The following is a 20,178-nucleotide window of genomic DNA, read 5'->3' as shown; positions in this document are numbered from 1 at the left end:
GTGAATGCTCCTTTTCGTGGACGAACCCGAAATTTGGGTGCCTCACTTACTAGGACGAATGAGAACGGAAAAACTGCAGCCCACTCGCAAAAAAAATCTGGTTCTGTTCAAGACGTTCCATTGCCTTGTAATACGTAAAATTTTCATTTGGCCATTCGTCTGATCGGGATGATCCCCGAAGCCGAGGAGTGCCTGTGTTTCCACTTTCCCGTCCCATGACTTGCGCTGGCCTGGCCGCCGCCCTGGTAGCCTTCAGCGTTGGCGCAGTGCCGGTGCAGTCCGCCGCAGCCGATGCCAGTGCGCAGATTCGCCGAACCACTTACGGTGTGCCGCACATCGTGGCCAAGGACGAGCGCGGCCTGGGTTATGGCATCGGCTACGCCTACGCCCAGGACAACTTGTGCCTGCTGGCCAATGAAGTGCTGACCGTGAGTGGCGAGCGCTCACGCTACTTCGGTGCCAAGGGCAAGACCCTTGAGCAGCGTGACAATCTGGCCAGCGACGTATTCTTCACCTGGCTCAACACTCCGGCGGCAGTCGATGCGTTCTTGCAGGCGCAGCCGGCACCGGTACGGGCGCTGCTGGCAGGTTATGCCAGCGGGTTCAACCGGGCGCTGGCCGAGCGCCGCAGCCAAGGGTTGCCCGCCGAATGTGGCACCGGCGAGTGGCTGCGGCCGATAAGCAGCGAGGACCTGGTCAGGCTGACCCGTCGGCTGCTCGCCGAAGGCGGTGTCGGGCAGTTCGTCGAAGCGCTGGCCGGGGCGCAACCGCCAATGCAGGCCAGCCAGCCGGCGCCGGCAGGGTTTGCCGCGGCGCTGGCCAGGCAACAGCGTTTTGCCACGGAGCGCGGTAGCAATGCGGTGGCTGTCGGGGCCCGGCGTTCGGCCAATGGCCGTGGTCTGTTGCTGGCCAACCCGCACTTCCCGTGGATGGGGGGCATGCGTTTCTATCAGATGCAACTGACCATTCCCGGCCAGCTCGATGTGATGGGGGCGGCATTGCCGGGCCTGCCGGTGGTCAACATCGGCTTCAACCAGCATCTGGCCTGGACGCACACCGTCGATACGTCGAATCACTTCACCCTGTACCGCCTGCAACTCGACCCCAAGGACCCGACCCGCTACCTGCTCGATGGCAAGTCGCTGCCGTTGGCCCGGCAAACCGTCAGTGTTGCGGTAAAGGCCGAGGATGGCAGCCTGAGCCAGGTGCAGCGCCAGGTCTACAGCTCGCAATTCGGCCCGGTGGTGCAATGGCCGGGGCGCCTGGACTGGGATGCACATGCTGCCTACAGCCTGCGCGACGCCAACCTCGAGAACACCCGGGTGTTGCAGCAGTGGTACCAGATCAACCATGCAGACAGCCTGGTGGCGTTGAAACGCTCGATCGAACAGCTGCAGGGCATCCCCTGGGTCAACACACTGTCGGTGGACCAGGCTGGCAAGGCCCTGTACCTGAACCAGTCAGTGGTGCCTTATGTGGATCAGCAACTGCTGAGCACGTGCAGCAACCCGCAGGCACAAGGGCGCCTGGTAGTACTGGATGGCTCCCGCAGCGCGTGCCAGTGGAAGGTCGATGCGCAGGCCGCACAGCCGGGGATTTTCCCTGCGCGGCTTCTGCCGAGCCTGGAACGCGAAGATTTCGTGCAGAACTCCAACGACCCGGCCTGGATGGCCAACCCGGCGCAACCGCTGACCGGTTATTCGCCGCTGGTCAGCCGCAGTGACCAGCCGCTGGGCATGCGTGGCCGCTTTGCCCTGCAACGCCTGCAGGGTACGGCCCGCTTGGGCGCTGACGACCTGCAGCGCATGGTGACCGATGACGAGGTCTACCTGGCCAGCCTGCTACTGCCTGACCTGCTGCAGTGGTGCAAGGGCGCCGACGTGGATGTGCGGGCCGTATGCAGCAGCCTGGCGGCCTGGAATGGCAAGGCTGACCTGGACAGTGGCATTGGGCTGATACATTTCCAGAACCTGTACGATGCCCTGGCCGAGCACCCGCAAAGCTGGCGGGTGGCCTTTGACCCTGCCGATCCGCAGCATACCCCGCGCGGGTTGGCGGTCGAGCAGGCGGCCGTGCGCAAGCTGTTGCATCAGGCCGCATTGGCGTCGCTCGAGCAGGTGCGTGACAGCGGTATGGCAGGGGAGGTGCGTTGGGGGCAGGTGCAACAGGCGGGCGATGGTACGCCGGTGCCGGGTGGCCCGCAGGCGTTGGGCGTGTACAACGCGATCTACAGTGTGCCGCATGGGCAGGGCAAGCGGTTGGTGGTCAGTGGTACCAGCTACCTGCAACTGGTCAGTTTTACCGACCAGGGGCCAGAGGCCCGTGGGTTGCTGGCGTTTTCCCAGTCCAGTGAAGCGGCTTCGATGCATGCCAGTGACCAGACCAAGGCGTTTGCAGCCGGGCAACTGGCGGTGATTCCGTTTACCGAGGCGCAGATCAAGGCTGATCCGGAGTACCGGGAAGTGGTGATCAGTGAGCGGGACAAGGGGGCGGTGGTCAGCCGGCCTTGAGGTATAAGCCTGTGCCGGCCTCTTCGCGGGTAAACCCGCTCCCACAGGTGCTGCACCAGGGCTGCAAGCAGCACGATACCTGTGGGAGCGGGTTTACCCGCGAAGAAGGCGACTCGGTCGGTCAGGAAAACTCGAACGGCGCCAGCTGAAAGCCTTGCTCGTCAACCTGCAAGGCCCAGCCACGGCGGTCCCAGTCGCCCAGCACGATACGCCGTGCCGGTTGCCCGTCGACCACCAGCTTGTGTATCGCCGGCCGATGGGTATGCCCATGCACCAAGGTACGTACACCATGCGCTGCCATTACCTTCGGCACTTCCTCTGGCGTGACATCGACGATCTCGGTGGACTTCATCCGCGTTTGCGAGCGGCTTTCGCTGCGTAGCTTGCGTGCCAGCTTGTAGCGGGCCGACAGCGGCAGGTGCCGCAACACCCACAGGCTCAGCGGGTTGCGCAGCAAGCGGCGCATTTTCATGTAGGCCAGGTCGCGGGTGCACAAGGTATCGCCATGCATCAGCAGCACCTGCTCGCCACCCAGCTCGATCACGCTGGGGTCGTGCAGCAACGTGCAGCCCGCAGCGTCGCAGAAGGCTTGGCCGATCAGGAAATCACGGTTGCCATGCATCAGATAGATGGCCGTGCCGCTGTCGCTCAGCCGACGCATGGCCTGGCAGACCGACTGCTGGAAGGGCGTCATGGCATCGTCGCCGATCCAGGCTTCGAAAAAGTCGCCAAGGATGTACAACGCCTTGGCGTGGCGGGCACGGCCATCGAGCAGATCAAGAAACGCCCGGGTAATGTCCGGGCGTTCTTCTTGCAGGTGCAGATCGGAGATCAGCAGGATCACTCAACGATCTCGGCTTTCTCGATGATCACGTCGTCCTTCGGCACGTCCTGGTGGCCAGCCTTGGAACCGGTGGCGACCTTTTCGATGGCGTCGACGATTTCACGGCCTTCGATCACTTCGCCGAATACCGCGTAGCCCCAGCCCTGAACGTTCTTGCCGCTGTGGTTGAGGAAGTCGTTGTCGGACGAGTTGATGAAGAACTGCGCCGAGGCGGAGTGCGGCTCCATGGTACGGGCCATGGCGATGCTGTACTTCTTGTTCTTCAGGCCGTTGTCGGCTTCGTTCTGGATGCTGGCGCGGGTCTTCTTCTGGCTCATGCCAGGCTCGAAGCCGCCGCCCTGGATCATGAAGCCCTTGATCACGCGGTGGAACACGGTGCCATTGTAGTGGCCGTCCTTGACGTACTGAACGAAGTTTTCGGTAGTCAGCGGCGCTTTCTCGGCGTCCAGTTGCAGGACGATGTCGCCGTGGTTGGTGCTCAGTTTGACTTTGGACATGCTGAAACTCGCTCTTTCAAGGCAATCGGAATTAGGGTGCGCAGGGCGCGGGTCATCACCTGACGCAGGATCAGGCGATCGCGACACATGGCGCGCACTGGCCATTTTGCCAGGCTGCGGCAAAAAGCCGTGATAAATCACGCCAGTTTGTCCGGGCCCGACTGTCAGCAGCTTGACTGCTTCGGCTATGATAGGCCCTTTGATTCAATCGGCCTACCCAGGCCGGACACGTGCATTCAAGGATCCTATGAGCAAGCCCACTGCCGACAACGCGCCCAACGCCGCTGCCAAAGGCGCCCCCGCTGTCCCTGCGAATTTCCTGCGGCCGATCATCCAGGCCGACCTGGACTCGGGCAAGCACAGCAGCATCGTCACCCGTTTCCCGCCGGAGCCCAATGGCTACCTGCACATCGGTCACGCCAAGTCGATCTGCGTCAACTTCGGCCTGGCCAAGGAATTCGGGGGCGTCTGCCACCTGCGTTTCGACGATACCAACCCGGCCAAGGAAGACCAGGAGTACATCGACGCCATCCAGAGCGATGTCAAGTGGCTGGGCTTCGACTGGGCCGGCGATGTGCGCTACGCCTCCGACTACTTCGACCAGTTGCACGACTGGGCGGTCGAGCTGATCAAGCGTGGCAAGGCCTACGTCTGCGACCTTACCCCCGAGCAGGCCAAGGAATACCGTGGCAACCTCAAGGAGCCGGGCAAGAACAGCCCGTTCCGCGAGCGCAGCGTTGACGAGAACCTCGACCTGTTCGCGCGCATGAAGGCCGGCGAGTTCAAGGATGGCGAGCGCGTGCTGCGGGCCAAGATCGACATGGCCTCGCCGAACATGAACCTGCGCGACCCGATCCTGTACCGTATCCGCCATGCCCACCACCACCAGACCGGTGACAAGTGGTGCATCTACCCGAACTACGACTTCACCCACGGCCAGTCGGACGCCATCGAGGGCATCACCCATTCGATCTGCACCCTGGAGTTCGAAGGCCATCGTCCGCTGTACGACTGGTTCCTCGACAACCTGCCGGTGCCGGCGCACCCGCGCCAGTACGAGTTCAGCCGCCTGAACCTGAACTACACCATCACGTCCAAGCGCAAGCTCAAGCAGCTGGTAGACGAAAAGCACGTCGAAGGCTGGGACGACCCACGCATGTCGACCCTGTCCGGCTTCCGTCGCCGTGGCTACACCCCGGCTTCGATCCGCAACTTCTGCGAAATGATCGGCACCAACCGTTCCGACGGCGTGGTCGACATGTCGATGCTCGAGTTCAGCATCCGTGACGACCTGGACCGCACCGCACCGCGCGCCATGTGCGTGCTGCGCCCGCTGAAAGTGGTCATCACCAACTACCCGGAAGGCCAGGTCGAGCAGCTCGAATTGCCGCGCCACCCCAAGGAAGACATGGGTGTGCGCGTGCTGCCGTTCTCCCGTGAACTGTACATCGACCGCGACGACTTCATGGAAGAGCCGCCGAAGGGCTACAAGCGCCTGGAACCGGCCGGTGAAGTGCGCCTGCGCGGCAGCTACGTGATTCGCGCCGACGAGGCGATCAAGGATGCCGACGGCAACATCGTCGAGCTGCGCTGCTCGTACGACCCGGACACCCTGGGCAAGAACCCGGAAGGCCGCAAGGTCAAGGGCGTGATCCACTGGGTGCCGGCCGAGGGCAGCGTTGAGTGCGAAGTGCGCCTGTACGACCGCCTGTTCCGCTCGCCGAACCCGGAAAAGACCGAGGAGGGCGGCAGCTTCCTGGACAACATCAACCCAGGCTCGCTGCAAGTGCTCAGCGGCTGCCGCGCTGAGCCGTCGCTGGCCCAGGCGCAGCCCGAGGACCGTTTCCAGTTCGAACGCGAAGGCTACTTCTGCGCCGACCTGAAGGACAGCCAGCCGGGCCGCCCGGTGTTCAACCGCACTGTCACCCTGCGTGACTCCTGGGGCAGCTGAGGAACCGCCGTGCTTACCATCTACAACACGCTGAGCAAAACGAAGGAAACCTTCAAGCCGCTGGATGGCAACAAGGTGCGCATGTACGTGTGCGGCATGACCGTGTACGACTACTGCCACCTGGGCCATGGCCGCAGCATGGTGGCCTTCGACCTGGTCACCCGCTGGCTGCGCAAAAGCGGCTACGAGCTGACCTACGTGCGCAACATCACCGACATCGATGACAAGATCATCAACCGGGCCAACGAGAACGGCGAAAGCTTCGACGCCCTGACCGCCCGCATGATCGACGCGATGCACGAAGACGAGCGCCGCCTGAACATCCTGCCGCCGGACCAGGAGCCGCGTGCCACCGACCATATCGCCGGCATGCACGCGATGATCCAGACCCTGATCGACAAGGGTTATGCCTATGCCCCGGGCAATGGTGACGTGTACTACCGCGTCGGCAAGTTCGTCGGCTACGGCAAGCTGTCGCGCAAGAAGATCGAAGACCTGCGCATCGGTGCCCGTATCGAGGTCGACGAAGCCAAGCAGGACCCGCTGGACTTCGTGCTGTGGAAGGGCGTCAAGCCGGGCGAGCCGAGCTGGGAGTCGCCATGGGGCCCGGGGCGTCCGGGCTGGCACATCGAGTGCTCGGTGATGTCCACCTGCTGCCTGGGTGAAAGCTTCGACATCCACGGCGGCGGTAGCGACCTGGAGTTCCCGCACCACGAGAACGAGATTGCCCAGAGCGAGGCGGCCACCGGCAAGCAGTACGCCAACGCCTGGATGCACTGCGGCATGATTCGTATCAATGGCGAGAAGATGTCCAAGTCGTTGAACAACTTCTTCACCATTCGCGACGTGCTCGAGAAGTATCACCCGGAAGTGGTGCGCTACCTGCTGGTGGCCAGCCACTACCGCAGCGCGATCAACTACTCGGAAGACAGCCTGCGCGATGCCAAGGGCGCGCTGGAGCGCTTCTACCACGCCCTGCGTGGCTTGCCACGGGTAGCGGCCAAGGGTGGTGAAGAGTTTGTCGAGCGCTTCAGCGTGGCCATGAACGACGACTTCGGTACCCCCGAAGCCTGCGCCGTGCTGTTCGACCTGGTGCGCGAGATCAACCGCCTGCGCGAAAGCGACGTCGAGGCTGCTGCCGGCCTGGCCGGTCGCCTGCGCGAGCTGGGTGATGTGCTGGGTGTGCTGCAGCTGGAAGCCGATGACTTCCTGCGTGCCGGTGCCGAAGGCAAGGTGGATGCCGCTGAGGTCGAGGGCTTGATCCTGGCTCGCCTGCAGGCGCGTGCGGACAAGAACTGGGCCGAGTCCGACCGCATTCGCGACCAGCTGACCGCCATGGGTGTGGTGCTGGAAGACGGCAAGGGTGGGACTACCTGGCGTCTGGCCGACTGATCGGTTTAAAGGGGGCTGCGCTGCAGCCCATCGCGACACAAGGCCGCTCCTACAGGAATAGCGCCGCATTCAATGCTTGCGTAATCCCTGTAGGAGCGGCCTTGTGTCGCGATGGGCCGCAAAGCGGCCCCGTTTCTATTTGGCCAGGCCCACAAGCGGGCAGTGCAACACCAACCTGGCCCCACCCAGCTCGCTTTCCCCCACCTCCAGTCCGAACCCATGCAGGTCGACGATCGCCGCAACGATCGACAAACCCAGCCCGAACCCCGCATGGCGGTGGCCTTCATCGCTACGGTAGAAGCGCTTCAGCACTGCCGCCCGTTCCTCTTCCGGAATACCCGGCCCGCTGTCCTCGATGGCCAGGTGCAGGCCCTTGTCGTCCTGCGTCGCCGTTATCCGCACCAGCCCACCCTCGGGCGTGAACTTGATGCCGTTGCCCACCAGGTTGGCCAGTGCCTCGAACAGCAGTTCGCGGTCACCATGCAATGCCGACAGTTCGGCCGGCTGCTGCAGTTCCAGGCGGATGCCACCATCTTCTGCCAACGGCAGGTAGAAGTCGTGCAGCTCGACCAGCAACTCGTGCGGGTCAAGCTGGACGAAACCGGCCCGCCGCTGGCGGTCTTCCAGTTCGCTGATGCGCAACAACCCGCGAAAACGCGCCATCAGGGTGTCGGTTTCGCTAATGGCCTGGTCCAGTGCCTCGGCCTGGGTGGAGTCAGCGTCACTTTGCTGGCGAATGCGGTACAGCTGGGCGCGCAGGCGCGTGAGCGGGGTGCGCAGGTCGTGGGCGATGTTGTCACACACGCCCTTGACCTCATGCATCAGCCGCTCGATGCGGTCGAGCATGGCGTTGACGATGGCCGCCAGCATGTCCAGCTCGTCGCGCCGGGCCGACAGCGGCAGGCGGTGGGTAAGGTCACCGGCGACGATCAGTTCGGCCTGGGCCTGGATCGCGCGGATGCGCTTGAGTGGGCGGCGCCTCAGCAGGTACCAGCCGGCAAAGCCCGGGATCAGGGTCAGCGAGATCCCCCAAAGCAGGGCATGCAGGATGATCCGGGTGACCACGAACAGCGAGCCGTTGTCGCGCACCAGCACCAGCCAGCGGCCATCCTGCACCTTGATCGCCACCGCGTCGCAGCTGTCACGCGGCATGTGCGGGTCGTCGGCGTCCAGGCAGCGCTTGAGTTCGTGAACCTTGCCGTCCAGCCCCAGCTCTGGCGGGATGGCGCGAATGCGCCCGCCGATCGGGTTGAGCTGGTTGTCGAACAGGCCGTAGGCGTCGAAGCTGCGTTCCTCGAAGGCCTGGCTGGCGACCAGGGCGTCGTCCAGCTGTTTGCCGCTCATGTGCGCGAACAGGTGCTGGCGCTGCAGCATCGAATGGCGGGTGAGTTTGTTCAGGTAGCTGGACACCTCGAAGTACAGCACCCCCATGAGGATGCTGCTCCAGGCCACGAACAGAAAGCTGTACAGCGCCAGCAGGCGGCTGGTCGAGGAGCTCCAGCCCTTAGACGGGTTCAGCAATGGCATAGCCGGAGCCCCGTACCGTACGGATCAGCGGCGACTGGCCGGGCGAGTCGATTTTCTTGCGCAGGCGACCGATGTGTACGTCGATCAGGTTGGTGCCCGGGTCGAAGTGGTAGCCCCAGACTTCCTCGAAAATCATCATCCGCGTGATCACCTGGCCGCTATGGCGCATCAGGTACTCCAGCAGCTTGTATTCGGTGGGCAGCAGGTTGAGGGTCTGTTCGCCACGGCGGGCTTCGTGGCTGATCAGGTCCAGTTGCAGGTCGGCGACCTGCAGGCGGGTCTGGGTCATGGGCACGCTGTTGCGGCGCAGCAGCACTTCGACCCGCGCGGCCATCTCGTCGGAGGCGAACGGTTTGGTCAGGTAGTCGTCACCCCCGGCACGCAGGCCGCGCACCCGCTCGTCGACGTCGGAGAGGGCGCTGATCATCAGGATCGGCGTGGCAATCTTGAGGTTGCGCAGCGTGGTGACGATGGTCAGGCCATCGACCTCGGGCAGCATGCGGTCCAGAGTGATCAGGTCGTAGCCGCCGGCAATGGCCTTGGCCAGGCCTTCACGGCCATTGTCGGCCCAATCCACCTCAAGGCCGTGGCTGGTAAGTTCGGCGACGATTTCCTGGCCGGTGACGGCGTCGTCTTCGATGGTCAGTACGCGAGGCATGCTGGTTCCCGGGCATCTAATGGAGACTTGATTGTGCCAAAGAATAGCCAAACGGCGATTTAAGAAAAATTCATCTGGCGTGTTTTGCCTGCACTGGCCTCTTCGCGGGTAAACCCGCTCCCACAGGTGCAGCGTCACCCCCAAGGGCGGTGACATCCCTGTGGGAGCGGGTTTACCCGCGAAGCAGGCGCCGCGGTCTTTCAACGTGCGCCGATACCCTCGGCATGCATGATCTGCGCAATGATCGGCACCGGAGTCATCAGGTGCGAGCGCATCATGGCGCTGGCGCGCTTGGCGTCCCGGGCCAGAATCACTTCCACCAGGGCCGCATGCTCCTGGCGCTTGAGTTCCAGGGCCTGTTCGGAAAACACCGTCTGGGTCAGCCACAGGTGCCGGTAGCGCTCGGCCTGGTCGAACAGGTAAGTGCGCGCCTGCAGCAGGTGCTTGGAGCCGCAGCCCGAGGCAATGGCCGTGTGGAATGCCTTGTGCCGTTCGTCCCACACATCCAGGCGCTGTTCGCGGGTCTTCACTTCCACCACCTTGGCCAGGGTATGCGAGTGGGCCAGTACCGACGCCTCCCAGGCGTCGTCGCCACGCTCGATGGCCAGGGTGATGATCATCGCCTCCAGGTTGGCGCGGGCATCGTAGATGTCGTTCATCTCGTCCAGCGACATGGGCGCCACACGGTAGCCCTTCTGGCTGATCGCGTTGACCAGGTGCTCGGCCACCAACTGCGACAGTGCTTCGCGCAGCGGGCCCACGCCCAGGTCGTAGCGCTCCTTCAGGGTGCTCATCAGCAGCTTTTCGCCGGGTTTGAACACGCCGCGGATGATGTCCTTCTTGAGCCTCTCATACCCGCTGAATGCTGAGTTTTGTCGGGGGGCGAGCGCTTCCAAGGTCCTGTTCCTCAAACGGTTTTGTCGATCATACCGAAAGCGTTCGCCGGCGAAAAACAATGGACAAAAACACATTCTGTCTTTGAAAAATAAAAATGTAGACATTTTGCGTTTATGGCGATAATTTTAGCTCGCCCGCACTGATCCAGGTCATGCCCGGACGGCGCTACTCATTTTTTCTGCCAGGACACTGCCATGAACGCTTTTACGCAGATCGACGAACTTGTGATGCCACTGCCGCTCGAGCCGCGTGGTTACACCATCGCCCCTTCGAAACAGTCGCCGCGCCTGCTTGAGCTCACCTTTGCCCGCGAAACGGTCGAAGCGTTCGTCCAGGCTGTTGCCCAGTGGCCGGTGCAGGCGCTGGAGTACAAGTCGTTCCTGCGCTTCCGGGTTGGCGAGATCCTCGACGAGCTGTGCCAGGGCACCCTGCGGCCGGTGCTGCTCAATACCATCCTCAACCGCGCCAGCGGCGGCATGCTGATCACCCCGGTCGGCCTGGATGACGTGAGCCAGGCCGAGGACATGGTCAAGTTCACCACCGCCTGCGCACACCTGATCGGCCGCTCCAACTACGACGCCATGAGCGGCCAGTTCTATGCCCGCTTCGTGGTGGTCAACACCGACAACTCCGACAGCTACCTGCGCCAGCCGCACCGGGTCATGGAGCTGCACAACGACGGCACCTTCGTCAACCAGATCACCGACTACGTGCTGATGCTGAAGATCGACGAAAAGAACATGGAAGGCGGCAACTCGCTGCTGCTGCACCTGGACGACTGGGAGCAGTGCGACGAATTCTTCCGCCACCCGCTGGCCCGTCGCGAAATGCGCTGGACCGCACCGCCGAGCAAGAAGGTGTCCGAAGATGTGTTCCACTCGGTATTCGACACCGATGCCGAAGGCCGCCCGACCATGCGCTACATCGACCAGTTCGTGCAGCCGGAAAACTACGAGGAGGGCATCTGGCTGAACGCCTTGTCCGAATCGCTGGAAGGCAGCGAGAAGAAGCTTTCGGTACCGGTCGGTGTGGGTAGCTTCCTGCTGATCAACAACCTGTTCTGGCTGCATGGCCGCGACCGCTTCACGCCGCACGAAGGCCTGCGCCGCGAGCTGATGCGCCAGCGCGGTTACGTGGCCTTCCCCAAACCGCTGTACCAGCGCGGGCAATAATGACAGGGCGCGGGGCGGGCGCCCGCCCACGCGTCTTTGCACAAAACGATGCCACCAGGGCCCGCGCGGGCCTTGGTGAGCCAGTCAGGCAATGCCTGCGTGTGAGGTAAGGCTGTGTACGATTTCATCATCATTGGCGGTGGCATTGTGGGCATGTCCACGGCCATGCACCTGATCAAGGTCTACCCGGATGCGAAGATTCTCCTGCTGGAGAAAGAGTCCGGCCCGGCCCGCCACCAGACCGGCCACAACAGCGGCGTGATCCACGCCGGCGTGTATTACACCCCCGGCAGCCTCAAGGCGCGCTTCTGCCTGGAAGGCAACAAGGCCACCAAGGCTTTCTGCACCCAGCACGGTATTCGCTTCGATGAATGCGGCAAGCTGCTGGTGGCTACCAACGACCTGGAAATGCAGCGCATGAAGGCGCTGTGGGAGCGCACCGCGGCCAATGGCCTGGAGCGCTACTGGCTGTCGGCGGCCGAACTGCGCGAGCGCGAGCCCAATATCGTTGGCATGGGCGGCATCTTCGTGCCCTCCAGCGGTATCGTCAATTACGCCGAAGTGACTGCGGCCATGGGCGCCGAGTTCCAGCGCGCCGGCGGTGAGATCCGCTATGGCGCCGAGGTGGTCGGCCTGCAGGAGTTGGCCAGCGAAGTGGTCGTGCGCACGCGTGGCGACCATCATGACGATGAGTTGCGCAGCCGTTTCCTGGTGACCTGCTCGGGCCTGATGGCCGACCGCGTGGTGAGCATGCTGGGCCTGCGGACCGAGTTCGTCATCTGCCCGTTCCGTGGCGAGTACTACCTGCTGCCCAAGCAGCACAACCAGATCGTCAACCACCTGATCTACCCGATTCCCGACCCGTCCATGCCGTTCCTGGGGGTGCACCTGACTCGCATGATCGACGGCACCGTGACCGTTGGCCCCAACGCCGTGCTGGCAATGAAGCGCGAGGGCTACCGCAAGCGCGATGTCAGCCCGGCCGACCTGTTCCAGACCCTGACCACCCCCGGCATCCTCAAGGTGCTGGCGAAGAACTTCCGCCCAGGCCTGATCGAGATGAAGAACTCGCTGTTCAAGGGTGGCTACCTCAAGCAGGTCCAGAAATACTGCCCGAGCATCACCAAGGCCGACCTCACGCCTTATCCGGCCGGTGTGCGTGCCCAGGCCGTATCGCGTGACGGCAAGCTGATCGACGACTTCCTGTTCGTCAACACCGCTCGCAGCGTCAACGTGTGCAACGCACCGTCGCCGGCCGCCACCTCCGCCATCCCGATCGGCGCATACATCGTCGACAAGGTATGCGAGCAGGTCGGTCGCCAGGGCGGCAGTTTCCCCAAGGCCGACCTGGCGCCTCGTCAGCGGGCTGCCGGCTGACCTACCCGTAATACGCCCTGCGGTTTCGTTTTCCTCAACCCGTACTGCCCTACTCACCATCTGGGGCAGGGCGGGCTTTTTCGCGCCTGCGTCGGTGACGTGCAAGCCGGCGGCCCCAGCGTGGGCATGACAAAAACAACAAGGTAGCGCCATGCAAACCCACAAGAACAATTTGAGTCATGGATTGAAATCCCGGCATGTCACCATGCTGTCCATTGCCGGCGTGATCGGTGCCGGCCTGTTCGTCGGCTCCGGCCGTGCGATTGCCGAGGCAGGGCCCGCCACCATCCTGGCCTATATCCTGGCCGGCGCGCTGGTGGTGCTGGTGATGCGCATGCTGGCCGAAATGGCCGTTGCTTCACCGGACACCGGTTCGTTCTCTACCTATGCCGACCTCGCCATCGGCAAGTGGGCCGGCTACACCATCGGCTGGCTGTATTGGTGGTTCTGGGTACTGATCATCCCCATCGAGGCCAATATCGCCGCCACCATCATCAACTCCTGGGTCCCGCAGCTGGAGATCTGGGTCTTGTCGTTGGTGATTACCCTGTTGCTGACCGCCACCAACCTGTTCAGCGTGAAGAACTACGGTGAGTTCGAGTTCTGGCTGGCGTTGGTCAAGGTGGTGGCCATTGTCGGCTTCATCGCGCTGGGGGTATGCGCCATCTTCGGCCTGCTGCCAGGCTCCGGTGTCAGCGGCGTGTCCCGCCTGTGGGACAGTGGCGGCTTCATGCCCAACGGTTTTGGTGCGGTGCTGAGCGCCATGCTGATTACCATGTTCTCGTTCCTCGGCGCCGAAGTGGTGACCATTGCCGCAGCCGAATCGGATGAAGCGGGCAAGCATATTTCCAAGGCCACCAACTCGGTGATCTGGCGGATCACGCTGTTCTATATCCTGTCGATCTTCATCGTCATCGCGCTGGTGCCGTGGACTGACCCGCGCCTGGCCACCGAAGGGTCCTATGTCACGGTGCTGGACACCCTGGGCGTGCCGAATGCCAAGGCCATCATCGACTTCGTGGTGCTGACGTCGGTGACCAGTTGCCTCAACTCGTCGCTGTATACCGCTTCGCGCATGGTCTACTCGCTGAGCCGCCGCGGTGATGCGCCGGCCTGTGCCCAGGTGACCAGCCGCAGCGGCACCCCTGTGGTGGCTGTGCTGCTGTCCACAGGCGCAGCTTTCCTGGCGGTGATTGCCAATTACCTGGTCCCGGCCAAGGTGTTCGGCTTCCTCATGGCAAGCTCCGGCGCCATTGCCCTGCTGGTGTATCTGGTGATCGCCGTTTCCCAGCTGCGCCTGCGTCAGCGCCTGACTGCACAGGGCAAGACGTTGGGCTACCGCATGTGGCTGTTCCCATGGCTAACCTGGGGCGTGATCCTGTTCATCAGCGGCGTGCTGGTACTGATGCTGTTCCGCCCGGATCACCGTCTGGAAGTAGTATCGACCATGGTGCTGGCGGTACTGGTGGTGTGTTCGGGCCTTCTGGTCACACGGCGCCGGGCGCGCGAGGCGGTGGTTGGCAGCGTAGGGCAGGGCGCTTGAGTCGCTCGGCCTGAAGACAGACGAGCAAGTCGCATCAGGCTGTGAGAGGATGTCCGCCATCACAGCCAGGACCCCGAACGCAGCCTGATGAAGACACCCAAAAGAATCGAACCCCTGATCGAAGACGGCCTGGTCGACGAAGTACTGCGGCCGTTGATGAGTGGCAAGGAAGCCGCCGTGTATGTGGTGCGCTGTGGCAGCCAGGTGCGCTGCGCCAAGGTTTATAAAGAAGCCAACAAGCGCAGTTTCCGCCAGGCTGCCGAGTACCAGGAGGGCCGCAAGGTTCGCAACAGCCGTCAGGCCCGGGCCATGGCCAAGGGCAGCAAGTACGGCCGCAAGGAAGCCGAAGACGCCTGGCAGAACGCCGAAGTGGCGGCGCTGTTCCGCCTGGCCGGCGCTGGCGTGAGGGTTCCCAGGCCCTACGATTTTCAGGACGGCGTGCTGTTGATGGAGCTGGTGACCGATGCCGACGGTGACGCGGCCCCGCGCCTGAACGACGTACACCTCGAAGCCGAGGAAGCCCGGGCGTACCATGCCTTCGTCATTCGCCAGATCGTGCTGATGCTGTGTGCCGGGCTGGTGCACGGCGACCTGTCGGAGTTCAACGTGCTGCTTGGCCCGGACGGGCCGGTGATCATCGACTTGCCGCAAGCGGTGGATGCAGCGGCCAACAACCATGCCTTCAGCATGCTGCAGCGCGATGTGGCCAACATGGCCCATTATTTCGGGCGCTTTGCGCCGGAGCTGAAAAGTACCCGGTATGCGCAGGAAATGTGGGCCTTGTACGAGGCGGGCGAACTGCGCCCGGACAGCCCACTGACGGGGTTGTTCGAGGATGACGAGCATGCGGCTGACGTGGCCGGGGTGATGCGCGAGATCGATGCGGCCCGGCTGGATGATGCGCGCCGGCGAGCCGCGCGGGCCGAGGCTGAGGCCGGTGTGGCCAGGGCAGAGGAGCCTGCGCCGCCCTGGCTGCAGTAATAGGTTGCCTGCACTGGCCTCTTCGCGGGTAAACCCGCTCCCACAAGTACAGCGCGAATCCCGTGGGAGCGGGTTTACCCGCGAAGAGGCCGGCACAGGAAAAATGCAGCCATTGCCTTTGACGCAAGACAATATCTCGTCATCCGGCCTTTTCACTGGCGCGCGACAGGCATAAGGTATACGCCGTTCAAATTCCCTGGAGCTGTCATGTCCAACCAATTCCCGTCCGTTCGTCCACGCCGCCTGCGCCAGAACGAGTCCCTGCGCACGATCTTCCAGGAAACCGAGTTCCGCCTTGAAGACCTGATCCTGCCGATCTTCGTCGAAGAGGGTATCGATGACTTCGTGCCGATCACCAGCATGCCGGGCGTCAACCGCATCCCCGAGAAGCTGCTGGCCCAGGAAATCGAGCGCTATGCCCGCGCTGGTATCAAGTCGGTGATGACCTTTGGCGTTTCGCACAACCTGGACGCCGTCGGCAGCGACACCTGGAACGAAAACGGCCTGGTCGCGCGCATGTCACGCATCTGCAAGGACACCGTGCCGGAAATGGTGGTGATGTCCGACACCTGCTTCTGCGAATACACCAGCCACGGCCACTGCGGCGTACTGCACGACCACGGTGTGGACAACGACGCCACCCTGGCCAACCTGGGCAAGCAGGCGGTCATCGCCGCTGCTGCAGGTGCCGATTTCATTGCCCCGTCGGCGGCGATGGACGGCCAGGTCCAGGCCATCCGCAGCGCGCTGGATGGTGCCGGCTTCCACGACACCGCGATCATGGCCTATTCCACCAAGTTCGCCTCGTCGCTGTATGGCCCGTTCCGTGAAGCCGGTGGTACCGCGCTGAAGGGCGATCGCAAGAGCTACCAGATGAACCCGATGAACCGCCGCGAAGCCGTGCGCGAGTCGCTGCTCGACGAGCAGGAAGGCGCCGATGTACTGATGGTCAAGCCGGCCGGTGCCTACCTCGACGTGATCGCCGATATCCGTGCCGCCTCGCGCCTGCCGCTGGCGGCGTACCAGGTGAGCGGCGAGTACGCGATGATCAAGTTCGGTGGCCTGGCTGGCGCCATCGATGAAGGCCGGGTGGTGCGTGAAAGCATTGGCGCGATCAAGCGTGCCGGTGCCGACCTGATCCTCACCTACTTCGCCATGGACCTGGCCCGCGAAGGCATCTGACCGCGAGCCGTTGCCCATGCAAGCCGCTGCCATCGCAGCGGCTTTTCTTTGCCTGTGCAGCAACCGGTGAGGAAAAACACAAAAAACCCGTAAGCGCTGAATTATTTAGTGTCCCGTCGTATCTCATCCCTTAGAGCATTCATCGACAGGGATACGGACATGAAACCTCGCAAGAAAAGCATCCAGCCAATCGGCCTGAAGGACATCACCATCGTCGACGACGGCAAGATGCGCAAGGCAATCACCGCGGCGGCACTGGGCAATGCCATGGAGTGGTTCGACTTCGGCGTCTACGGCTTCGTCGCCTACGCCCTGGGCAAGGTTTTCTTCCCCAATGCCGACCCAAGCGTGCAGATGATCGCGGCGTTGGCCACGTTCTCGGTGCCGTTTCTGATCAGGCCTCTGGGCGGGCTGTTCTTCGGTGCCTTGGGCGACCGGTTCGGGCGGCAGAAAATCCTCGCTGCGACCATCGTGATCATGTCGCTCAGCACCTTTGCCATCGGCCTGATACCGTCCTATGCCAGCATCGGTATCTGGGCGCCGATCCTGTTGCTGCTGGCCAAGATGGCCCAGGGCTTCTCGGTGGGGGGCGAGTACACCGGCGCGTCGATCTTCGTCGCCGAATATGCCCCGGACCGAAAACGGGGGTTTCTCGGCAGTTGGCTGGACTTCGGCTCGATTGCCGGGTTCGTGCTGGGTGCCGGTGTGGTGGTGTTGATCTCTACGGTGCTGGGTGAGGACAAGTTCCTCGAATGGGGTTGGCGCCTGCCGTTCTTCCTCGCCTTGCCGCTGGGCATCATTGGCCTGTACCTGCGCCATGCTCTGGAGGAAACGCCGGCTTTCCAGCAGCATGTCGACAAGCTGGAGCAGGGCGACCGCGAAGGCCTGGCGTCCGGGCCCAAGGTGTCCTTCAAGGAGGTCGCCACCCAACACTGGCGCAGCCTGGTGACCTGTATCGGTGTAGTGATCGCCACCAACGTCACCTACTACATGCTGCTCACCTACATGCCCAGCTACCTGTCGCACAACCTGCACTACAGCGAAGACCATGGCGTGCTGATCATCATCGCGATCATGGTCGGCATGCTGTTCGTGCAACCGATGATCGGGCTGCTCAGCGACAAGTTCGGCCGCCGACCGTTCATCATCGTCGGCAGCGTCGGCCTGTTTGTGCTGGCCATTCCGGCATTCATGCTCATCAACAGCGGCGTACTGGGGGTGATCTTTGCCGGGCTGCTGATCATTGCCGTGCTGCTGAACTTCTTCATCGGCGTGATGGCCTCGACGCTACCGGCAATGTTCCCCACGCATATCCGCTACAGCGCCCTCGCCAGCGCCTTCAACATCTCGGTGCTGATCGCCGGCCTCACCCCGACCATCGCCGCCTGGCTGGTAGAAAGTACTGGCAACCTGTACATGCCGGCCTATTACCTGATGGTGATCGCCGCCGTGGGGCTGGTCACCGGCCTGACCATGAAGGAAACCGCCAACAAGCCGCTGCGCGGCGCGGCACCGGCAGCATCGGATATCGAGGAAGCGCGTGAGCTGCTGCAGGAGCACCACGACAACATCGAGCAAAGGATAGAGGACATCGATGCGCAGATTGCCGAACTGGAGGCCAAGCGCAAGTTGCTGGTGCAGCAGCACCCGCGCATCGAGTGATCAGTGTGGCATGTAGCCACGCTGCCATGTTCGTGGAATGAACCGCGACACCAGGGCCAGCACGCAGGCCAGCGAGCAGCTGCCGGCTAGCGCCTGCAGGCCCAGGTGGTGCTGCAGCCAGGCACCCAGCGCGGCGCCCAGCAGCATGCCGGCCCAAGGCACCAGTTGCACCCGCCAGCCATTGCGCCGCTCGCCCAGCAGCCAGCGCCCCAGCCCACGACCGAAGCGTGACAGGGCACCGGTGACGTAGGTCAGGCCGATGGGCAGGCCGTTCACCTGTTCGACCACGGCGTTGATCATGCCCATGGCCAGTGTGGCGGCGAGCAGCGCGGGCAAGGTCGCTGCCAAGGGCCATGCGGCTGCAAAGCCCAGCAGGGCGGCGACCACCAGCAGCACCGGCCAGGCCCGACGGCGGAACGCGCGCGCCAGCAGCACGCCCAGGGCGTTGCCGATGACGAAGCTCAGCACTGCAGCACTCAGGCGCAGCACCAGGGCCAGGTCCGCATCGCTGATGGCGACGGCCAGACGCGTGGTGTTGCCACTCATGAATGACACGAAGTCGCCCAGCGCCAGCAGGCCGATGGCATCGGTCATGCCGGCCAGTACGGACAGGCCGGCGACCAGGCCGAGGCCGACACGACCACGCAGAATCTGCAGGCGCAGCCGCTTGGCAGTGCGCGCGGGGAGGGTGTTGGGCAGCATCCTCGGGAACTCAGCGAGGCATTTCGCGGGCCAGGGTGCTCTTGATCGTGCGCTCCACTACATCGACCAGCACCATTGTCTGGTGGTCCACTTCGATGTTGAGCAGTTCGCCGGCCTTGTAGCTGGCAAAGGTGGTCTGGCGCAGGGTTTCCGGGATCAGGTTGATGGTGATCACGTTGTTCTCGACATCGGCTACGGTCAGGCTGCAGCCGTTGACCCCGATAAAACCGCGCGGGAATACGTACTTGCCCCATTCCGCTGGCATGCGGAACTTGATGAAGGCGCCGGTTTCCTTGATCGACAGCTCGACGATTTCGGCGGTGGTGGCGATGTGGCCGGCCATCAGGTGGCCGCCGACTTCGGCGTTCATCTTCGCCGAGCGTTCGATGTTGACGCCCTGGCCGGCCTTGAAGTTGCGCAGGTTGGTGCGCTCGAGGGTGGCGGTCATGGCGTCGAACCTGACCTGGGTGCCGTTGATCTCGGTGACCGACAGACAGGTGCCTTCGACACTGACGCTGGCGCCGATCTTCAGCTCGTCGAGCAGTTCGGGGGTGAGGTCGATGGTGAACTGGTTGTGGCCCGGGTAGGTGGTCACATCAAGCAGAGGGCGGACGGCCTGGACGATGCCGGTGTACATGGAGTTGCTCCTGGGCACGGAAAAGAAAACCTCCGAACGCTATGCCCGTGGAGCGGTAAAAGCAAGCCAGCCATTGGTCTGGACACTGGAAACCCACAGGCACGGCGCACTTTGTCACCTGGAGGTGACCCTGTGGGAGTGGGTTCACCCGCGAAGCAGGCGACGCGGTGGATGGCACCGGCTGCGCCGGTGTTCGCGGGTAAACCCGCTCCTACAGGTATGGCGCATTCCTTCAGGTGGTGGGGCCCCTGTGGGAGCGGGCATGCCCGCGAAGCAGGCGATGCGGTGGATGGCACCGGCTGCGCCGGTGTTCGCGGGTGAACCCGCTCCCACAGGTATGGTGCATTCCTTCAGCTGGTGGGGTCCCTGTGGGAGCGGGTTCACCCGCGAAGCAGGCGACGCGGTGGATGGCACCGGCTGCGCCGGTGTTCGCGGGTAAACCCGCTCCCACAGGTATGGCGCATTCCTTCAGGTGGTGGGGCCCCTGTGGGAGCGGGTTCACCCGCGAAGCAGGCGACGCGGTGGATGGCACCGGCTGCGCCGGTGTTCGCGGGTAAACCCGCTCCCACAGGTATGGCGCATTCCTTCAGGTGGTGGGGCCCCTGTGGGAGCGGGCATGCCCGCGAAGCAGGCGACGCGGTGGATG

Annotated in this window: 16 protein-coding genes; 9 read left to right on the top strand and 7 right to left on the bottom strand. The window is 63.4% G+C overall.

Annotated features, from left to right (window positions below; all coding sequences use genetic code 11):
* Window positions 1–194 precede the first annotated feature (194 nt).
* Complete coding sequence (gene pvdQ / locus QN085_RS14580; protein ID WP_024087247.1) at window positions 195–2,510, top strand: bifunctional acylase PvdQ; 2,316 nt, start codon at window positions 195–197, stop codon at window positions 2,508–2,510.
* A gap of 121 nt (window positions 2,511–2,631) precedes the next feature.
* On the opposite strand, the gene QN085_RS14575 is transcribed toward pvdQ, so the two are convergent.
* Window positions 2,632–3,354 (bottom strand): UDP-2,3-diacylglucosamine diphosphatase, encoded by a 723-nt coding sequence (locus QN085_RS14575; protein ID WP_013972909.1) that lies wholly within the window; start codon window positions 3,352–3,354, stop codon window positions 2,632–2,634.
* Window positions 3,351–3,851, bottom strand: a complete 501-nt coding sequence (locus tag QN085_RS14570; RefSeq protein WP_003259195.1) for a peptidylprolyl isomerase — start codon at window positions 3,849–3,851, stop codon at window positions 3,351–3,353. The genes QN085_RS14575 and QN085_RS14570 overlap by 4 nt, the downstream gene beginning before the upstream one ends.
* Before the next feature lie 247 nt (window positions 3,852–4,098).
* On the opposite strand from QN085_RS14570, the gene QN085_RS14565 reads away from it, so the two are divergent.
* On the top strand, window positions 4,099–5,802 hold the full coding sequence (locus QN085_RS14565) for a glutamine--tRNA ligase/YqeY domain fusion protein (protein ID WP_013972908.1): 1,704 nt from the start codon (window positions 4,099–4,101) through the stop codon (window positions 5,800–5,802).
* Between the two features lie 9 nt (window positions 5,803–5,811).
* Window positions 5,812–7,194 (top strand): cysteine--tRNA ligase, encoded by a 1,383-nt coding sequence (gene cysS, locus QN085_RS14560; protein ID WP_285686944.1) that lies wholly within the window; start codon window positions 5,812–5,814, stop codon window positions 7,192–7,194.
* Between the two features lie 135 nt (window positions 7,195–7,329).
* Here cysS and QN085_RS14555 read toward each other — a convergent pair whose 3' ends face one another.
* From QN085_RS14555 to csiR, 3 genes are all read right to left on the bottom strand, one after another.
* The gene (locus QN085_RS14555) at window positions 7,330–8,721 is read right to left on the bottom strand and encodes a sensor histidine kinase (RefSeq protein ID WP_013972906.1); all 1,392 of its coding nucleotides are present in this window, start codon (window positions 8,719–8,721) and stop codon (window positions 7,330–7,332) included.
* A complete protein-coding gene (locus QN085_RS14550) occupies window positions 8,699–9,379 on the bottom strand; it encodes a response regulator transcription factor (protein ID WP_013972905.1) in 681 nt (226 codons plus the stop codon). The genes QN085_RS14555 and QN085_RS14550 overlap by 23 nt, the downstream gene beginning before the upstream one ends.
* A 200-nt stretch (window positions 9,380–9,579) precedes the next feature.
* Complete coding sequence (gene csiR / locus QN085_RS14545; protein ID WP_015270630.1) at window positions 9,580–10,275, bottom strand: DNA-binding transcriptional regulator CsiR; 696 nt, start codon at window positions 10,273–10,275, stop codon at window positions 9,580–9,582.
* 195 nt (window positions 10,276–10,470) lie between these two features.
* Here csiR and glaH point away from each other — a divergent pair, with 195 nt between their 5' ends.
* From glaH to proP, 6 genes are all read left to right on the top strand, one after another.
* Window positions 10,471–11,448 carry a glutarate dioxygenase GlaH gene (glaH, locus tag QN085_RS14540; protein ID WP_013972903.1) on the top strand — a complete coding sequence of 326 codons (978 nt, stop codon included), beginning with the start codon at window positions 10,471–10,473 and terminating at the stop codon, window positions 11,446–11,448.
* 114 nt (window positions 11,449–11,562) lie between these two features.
* A complete protein-coding gene (gene lhgD / locus QN085_RS14535) occupies window positions 11,563–12,825 on the top strand; it encodes an L-2-hydroxyglutarate dehydrogenase (protein ID WP_003260140.1) in 1,263 nt (420 codons plus the stop codon).
* 151 nt (window positions 12,826–12,976) lie between these two features.
* Entirely contained in the window at window positions 12,977–14,368 is a 1,392-nt protein-coding gene (gene gabP, locus QN085_RS14530; protein ID WP_023661037.1) for a GABA permease, read from the top strand.
* A gap of 87 nt (window positions 14,369–14,455) precedes the next feature.
* Window positions 14,456–15,349 (top strand): PA4780 family RIO1-like protein kinase, encoded by an 894-nt coding sequence (locus QN085_RS14525; protein WP_013972901.1) that lies wholly within the window; start codon window positions 14,456–14,458, stop codon window positions 15,347–15,349.
* Between the two features lie 207 nt (window positions 15,350–15,556).
* The gene (hemB, locus tag QN085_RS14520; protein WP_013972900.1) at window positions 15,557–16,531 is read left to right on the top strand and encodes a porphobilinogen synthase; all 975 of its coding nucleotides are present in this window, start codon (window positions 15,557–15,559) and stop codon (window positions 16,529–16,531) included.
* A gap of 159 nt (window positions 16,532–16,690) precedes the next feature.
* The gene (proP, locus tag QN085_RS14515; protein ID WP_041505895.1) at window positions 16,691–18,193 is read left to right on the top strand and encodes a glycine betaine/L-proline transporter ProP; all 1,503 of its coding nucleotides are present in this window, start codon (window positions 16,691–16,693) and stop codon (window positions 18,191–18,193) included.
* Here proP and QN085_RS14510 read toward each other — a convergent pair whose 3' ends face one another.
* Together QN085_RS14510 and QN085_RS14505 are read right to left on the bottom strand one after the other, a co-directional pair.
* Window positions 18,194–18,895, bottom strand: a complete 702-nt coding sequence (locus tag QN085_RS14510) for a YoaK family protein (protein WP_013972898.1) — start codon at window positions 18,893–18,895, stop codon at window positions 18,194–18,196. It abuts the gene before it with no gap.
* 10 nt (window positions 18,896–18,905) lie between these two features.
* Entirely contained in the window at window positions 18,906–19,532 is a 627-nt protein-coding gene (locus QN085_RS14505; RefSeq protein WP_013972897.1) for a riboflavin synthase, read from the bottom strand.
* Between the last annotated feature and the right edge of the window lie 646 nt (window positions 19,533–20,178).

This window comes from Pseudomonas sp. M2(2023) (assembly GCF_030263955.1).
GTDB lineage: Bacteria > Pseudomonadota > Gammaproteobacteria > Pseudomonadales > Pseudomonadaceae > Aquipseudomonas > Aquipseudomonas asiatica.
The sequence above is the reverse complement of the archived record's forward strand: the minus strand, read 5'-3'. Positions and strand labels throughout refer to the sequence as shown.

Excerpts from the sequence above, each read along its gene's own strand:
- QN085_RS14510 (WP_013972898.1), bottom strand. The coding sequence starts at position 18,895 with ATGCTGCCCAACACCCTCCCCGCGCGCACTGCCAAGCGGCTGCGCCTG.
- gabP (WP_023661037.1), top strand. The coding sequence starts at position 12,977 with ATGCAAACCCACAAGAACAATTTGAGTCATGGATTGAAATCCCGGCAT.
- QN085_RS14550 (WP_013972905.1), bottom strand. The coding sequence starts at position 9,379 with ATGCCTCGCGTACTGACCATCGAAGACGACGCCGTCACCGGCCAGGAA.
- QN085_RS14555 (WP_013972906.1), bottom strand. The coding sequence starts at position 8,721 with ATGCCATTGCTGAACCCGTCTAAGGGCTGGAGCTCCTCGACCAGCCGC.
- QN085_RS14525 (WP_013972901.1), top strand. The coding sequence starts at position 14,456 with ATGAAGACACCCAAAAGAATCGAACCCCTGATCGAAGACGGCCTGGTC.
- QN085_RS14570 (WP_003259195.1), bottom strand. The coding sequence starts at position 3,851 with ATGTCCAAAGTCAAACTGAGCACCAACCACGGCGACATCGTCCTGCAA.
- glaH (WP_013972903.1), top strand. The coding sequence starts at position 10,471 with ATGAACGCTTTTACGCAGATCGACGAACTTGTGATGCCACTGCCGCTC.
- hemB (WP_013972900.1), top strand. The coding sequence starts at position 15,557 with ATGTCCAACCAATTCCCGTCCGTTCGTCCACGCCGCCTGCGCCAGAAC.
- QN085_RS14505 (WP_013972897.1), bottom strand. The coding sequence starts at position 19,532 with ATGTACACCGGCATCGTCCAGGCCGTCCGCCCTCTGCTTGATGTGACC.
- proP (WP_041505895.1), top strand. The coding sequence starts at position 16,691 with ATGAAACCTCGCAAGAAAAGCATCCAGCCAATCGGCCTGAAGGACATC.
- QN085_RS14565 (WP_013972908.1), top strand. The coding sequence starts at position 4,099 with ATGAGCAAGCCCACTGCCGACAACGCGCCCAACGCCGCTGCCAAAGGC.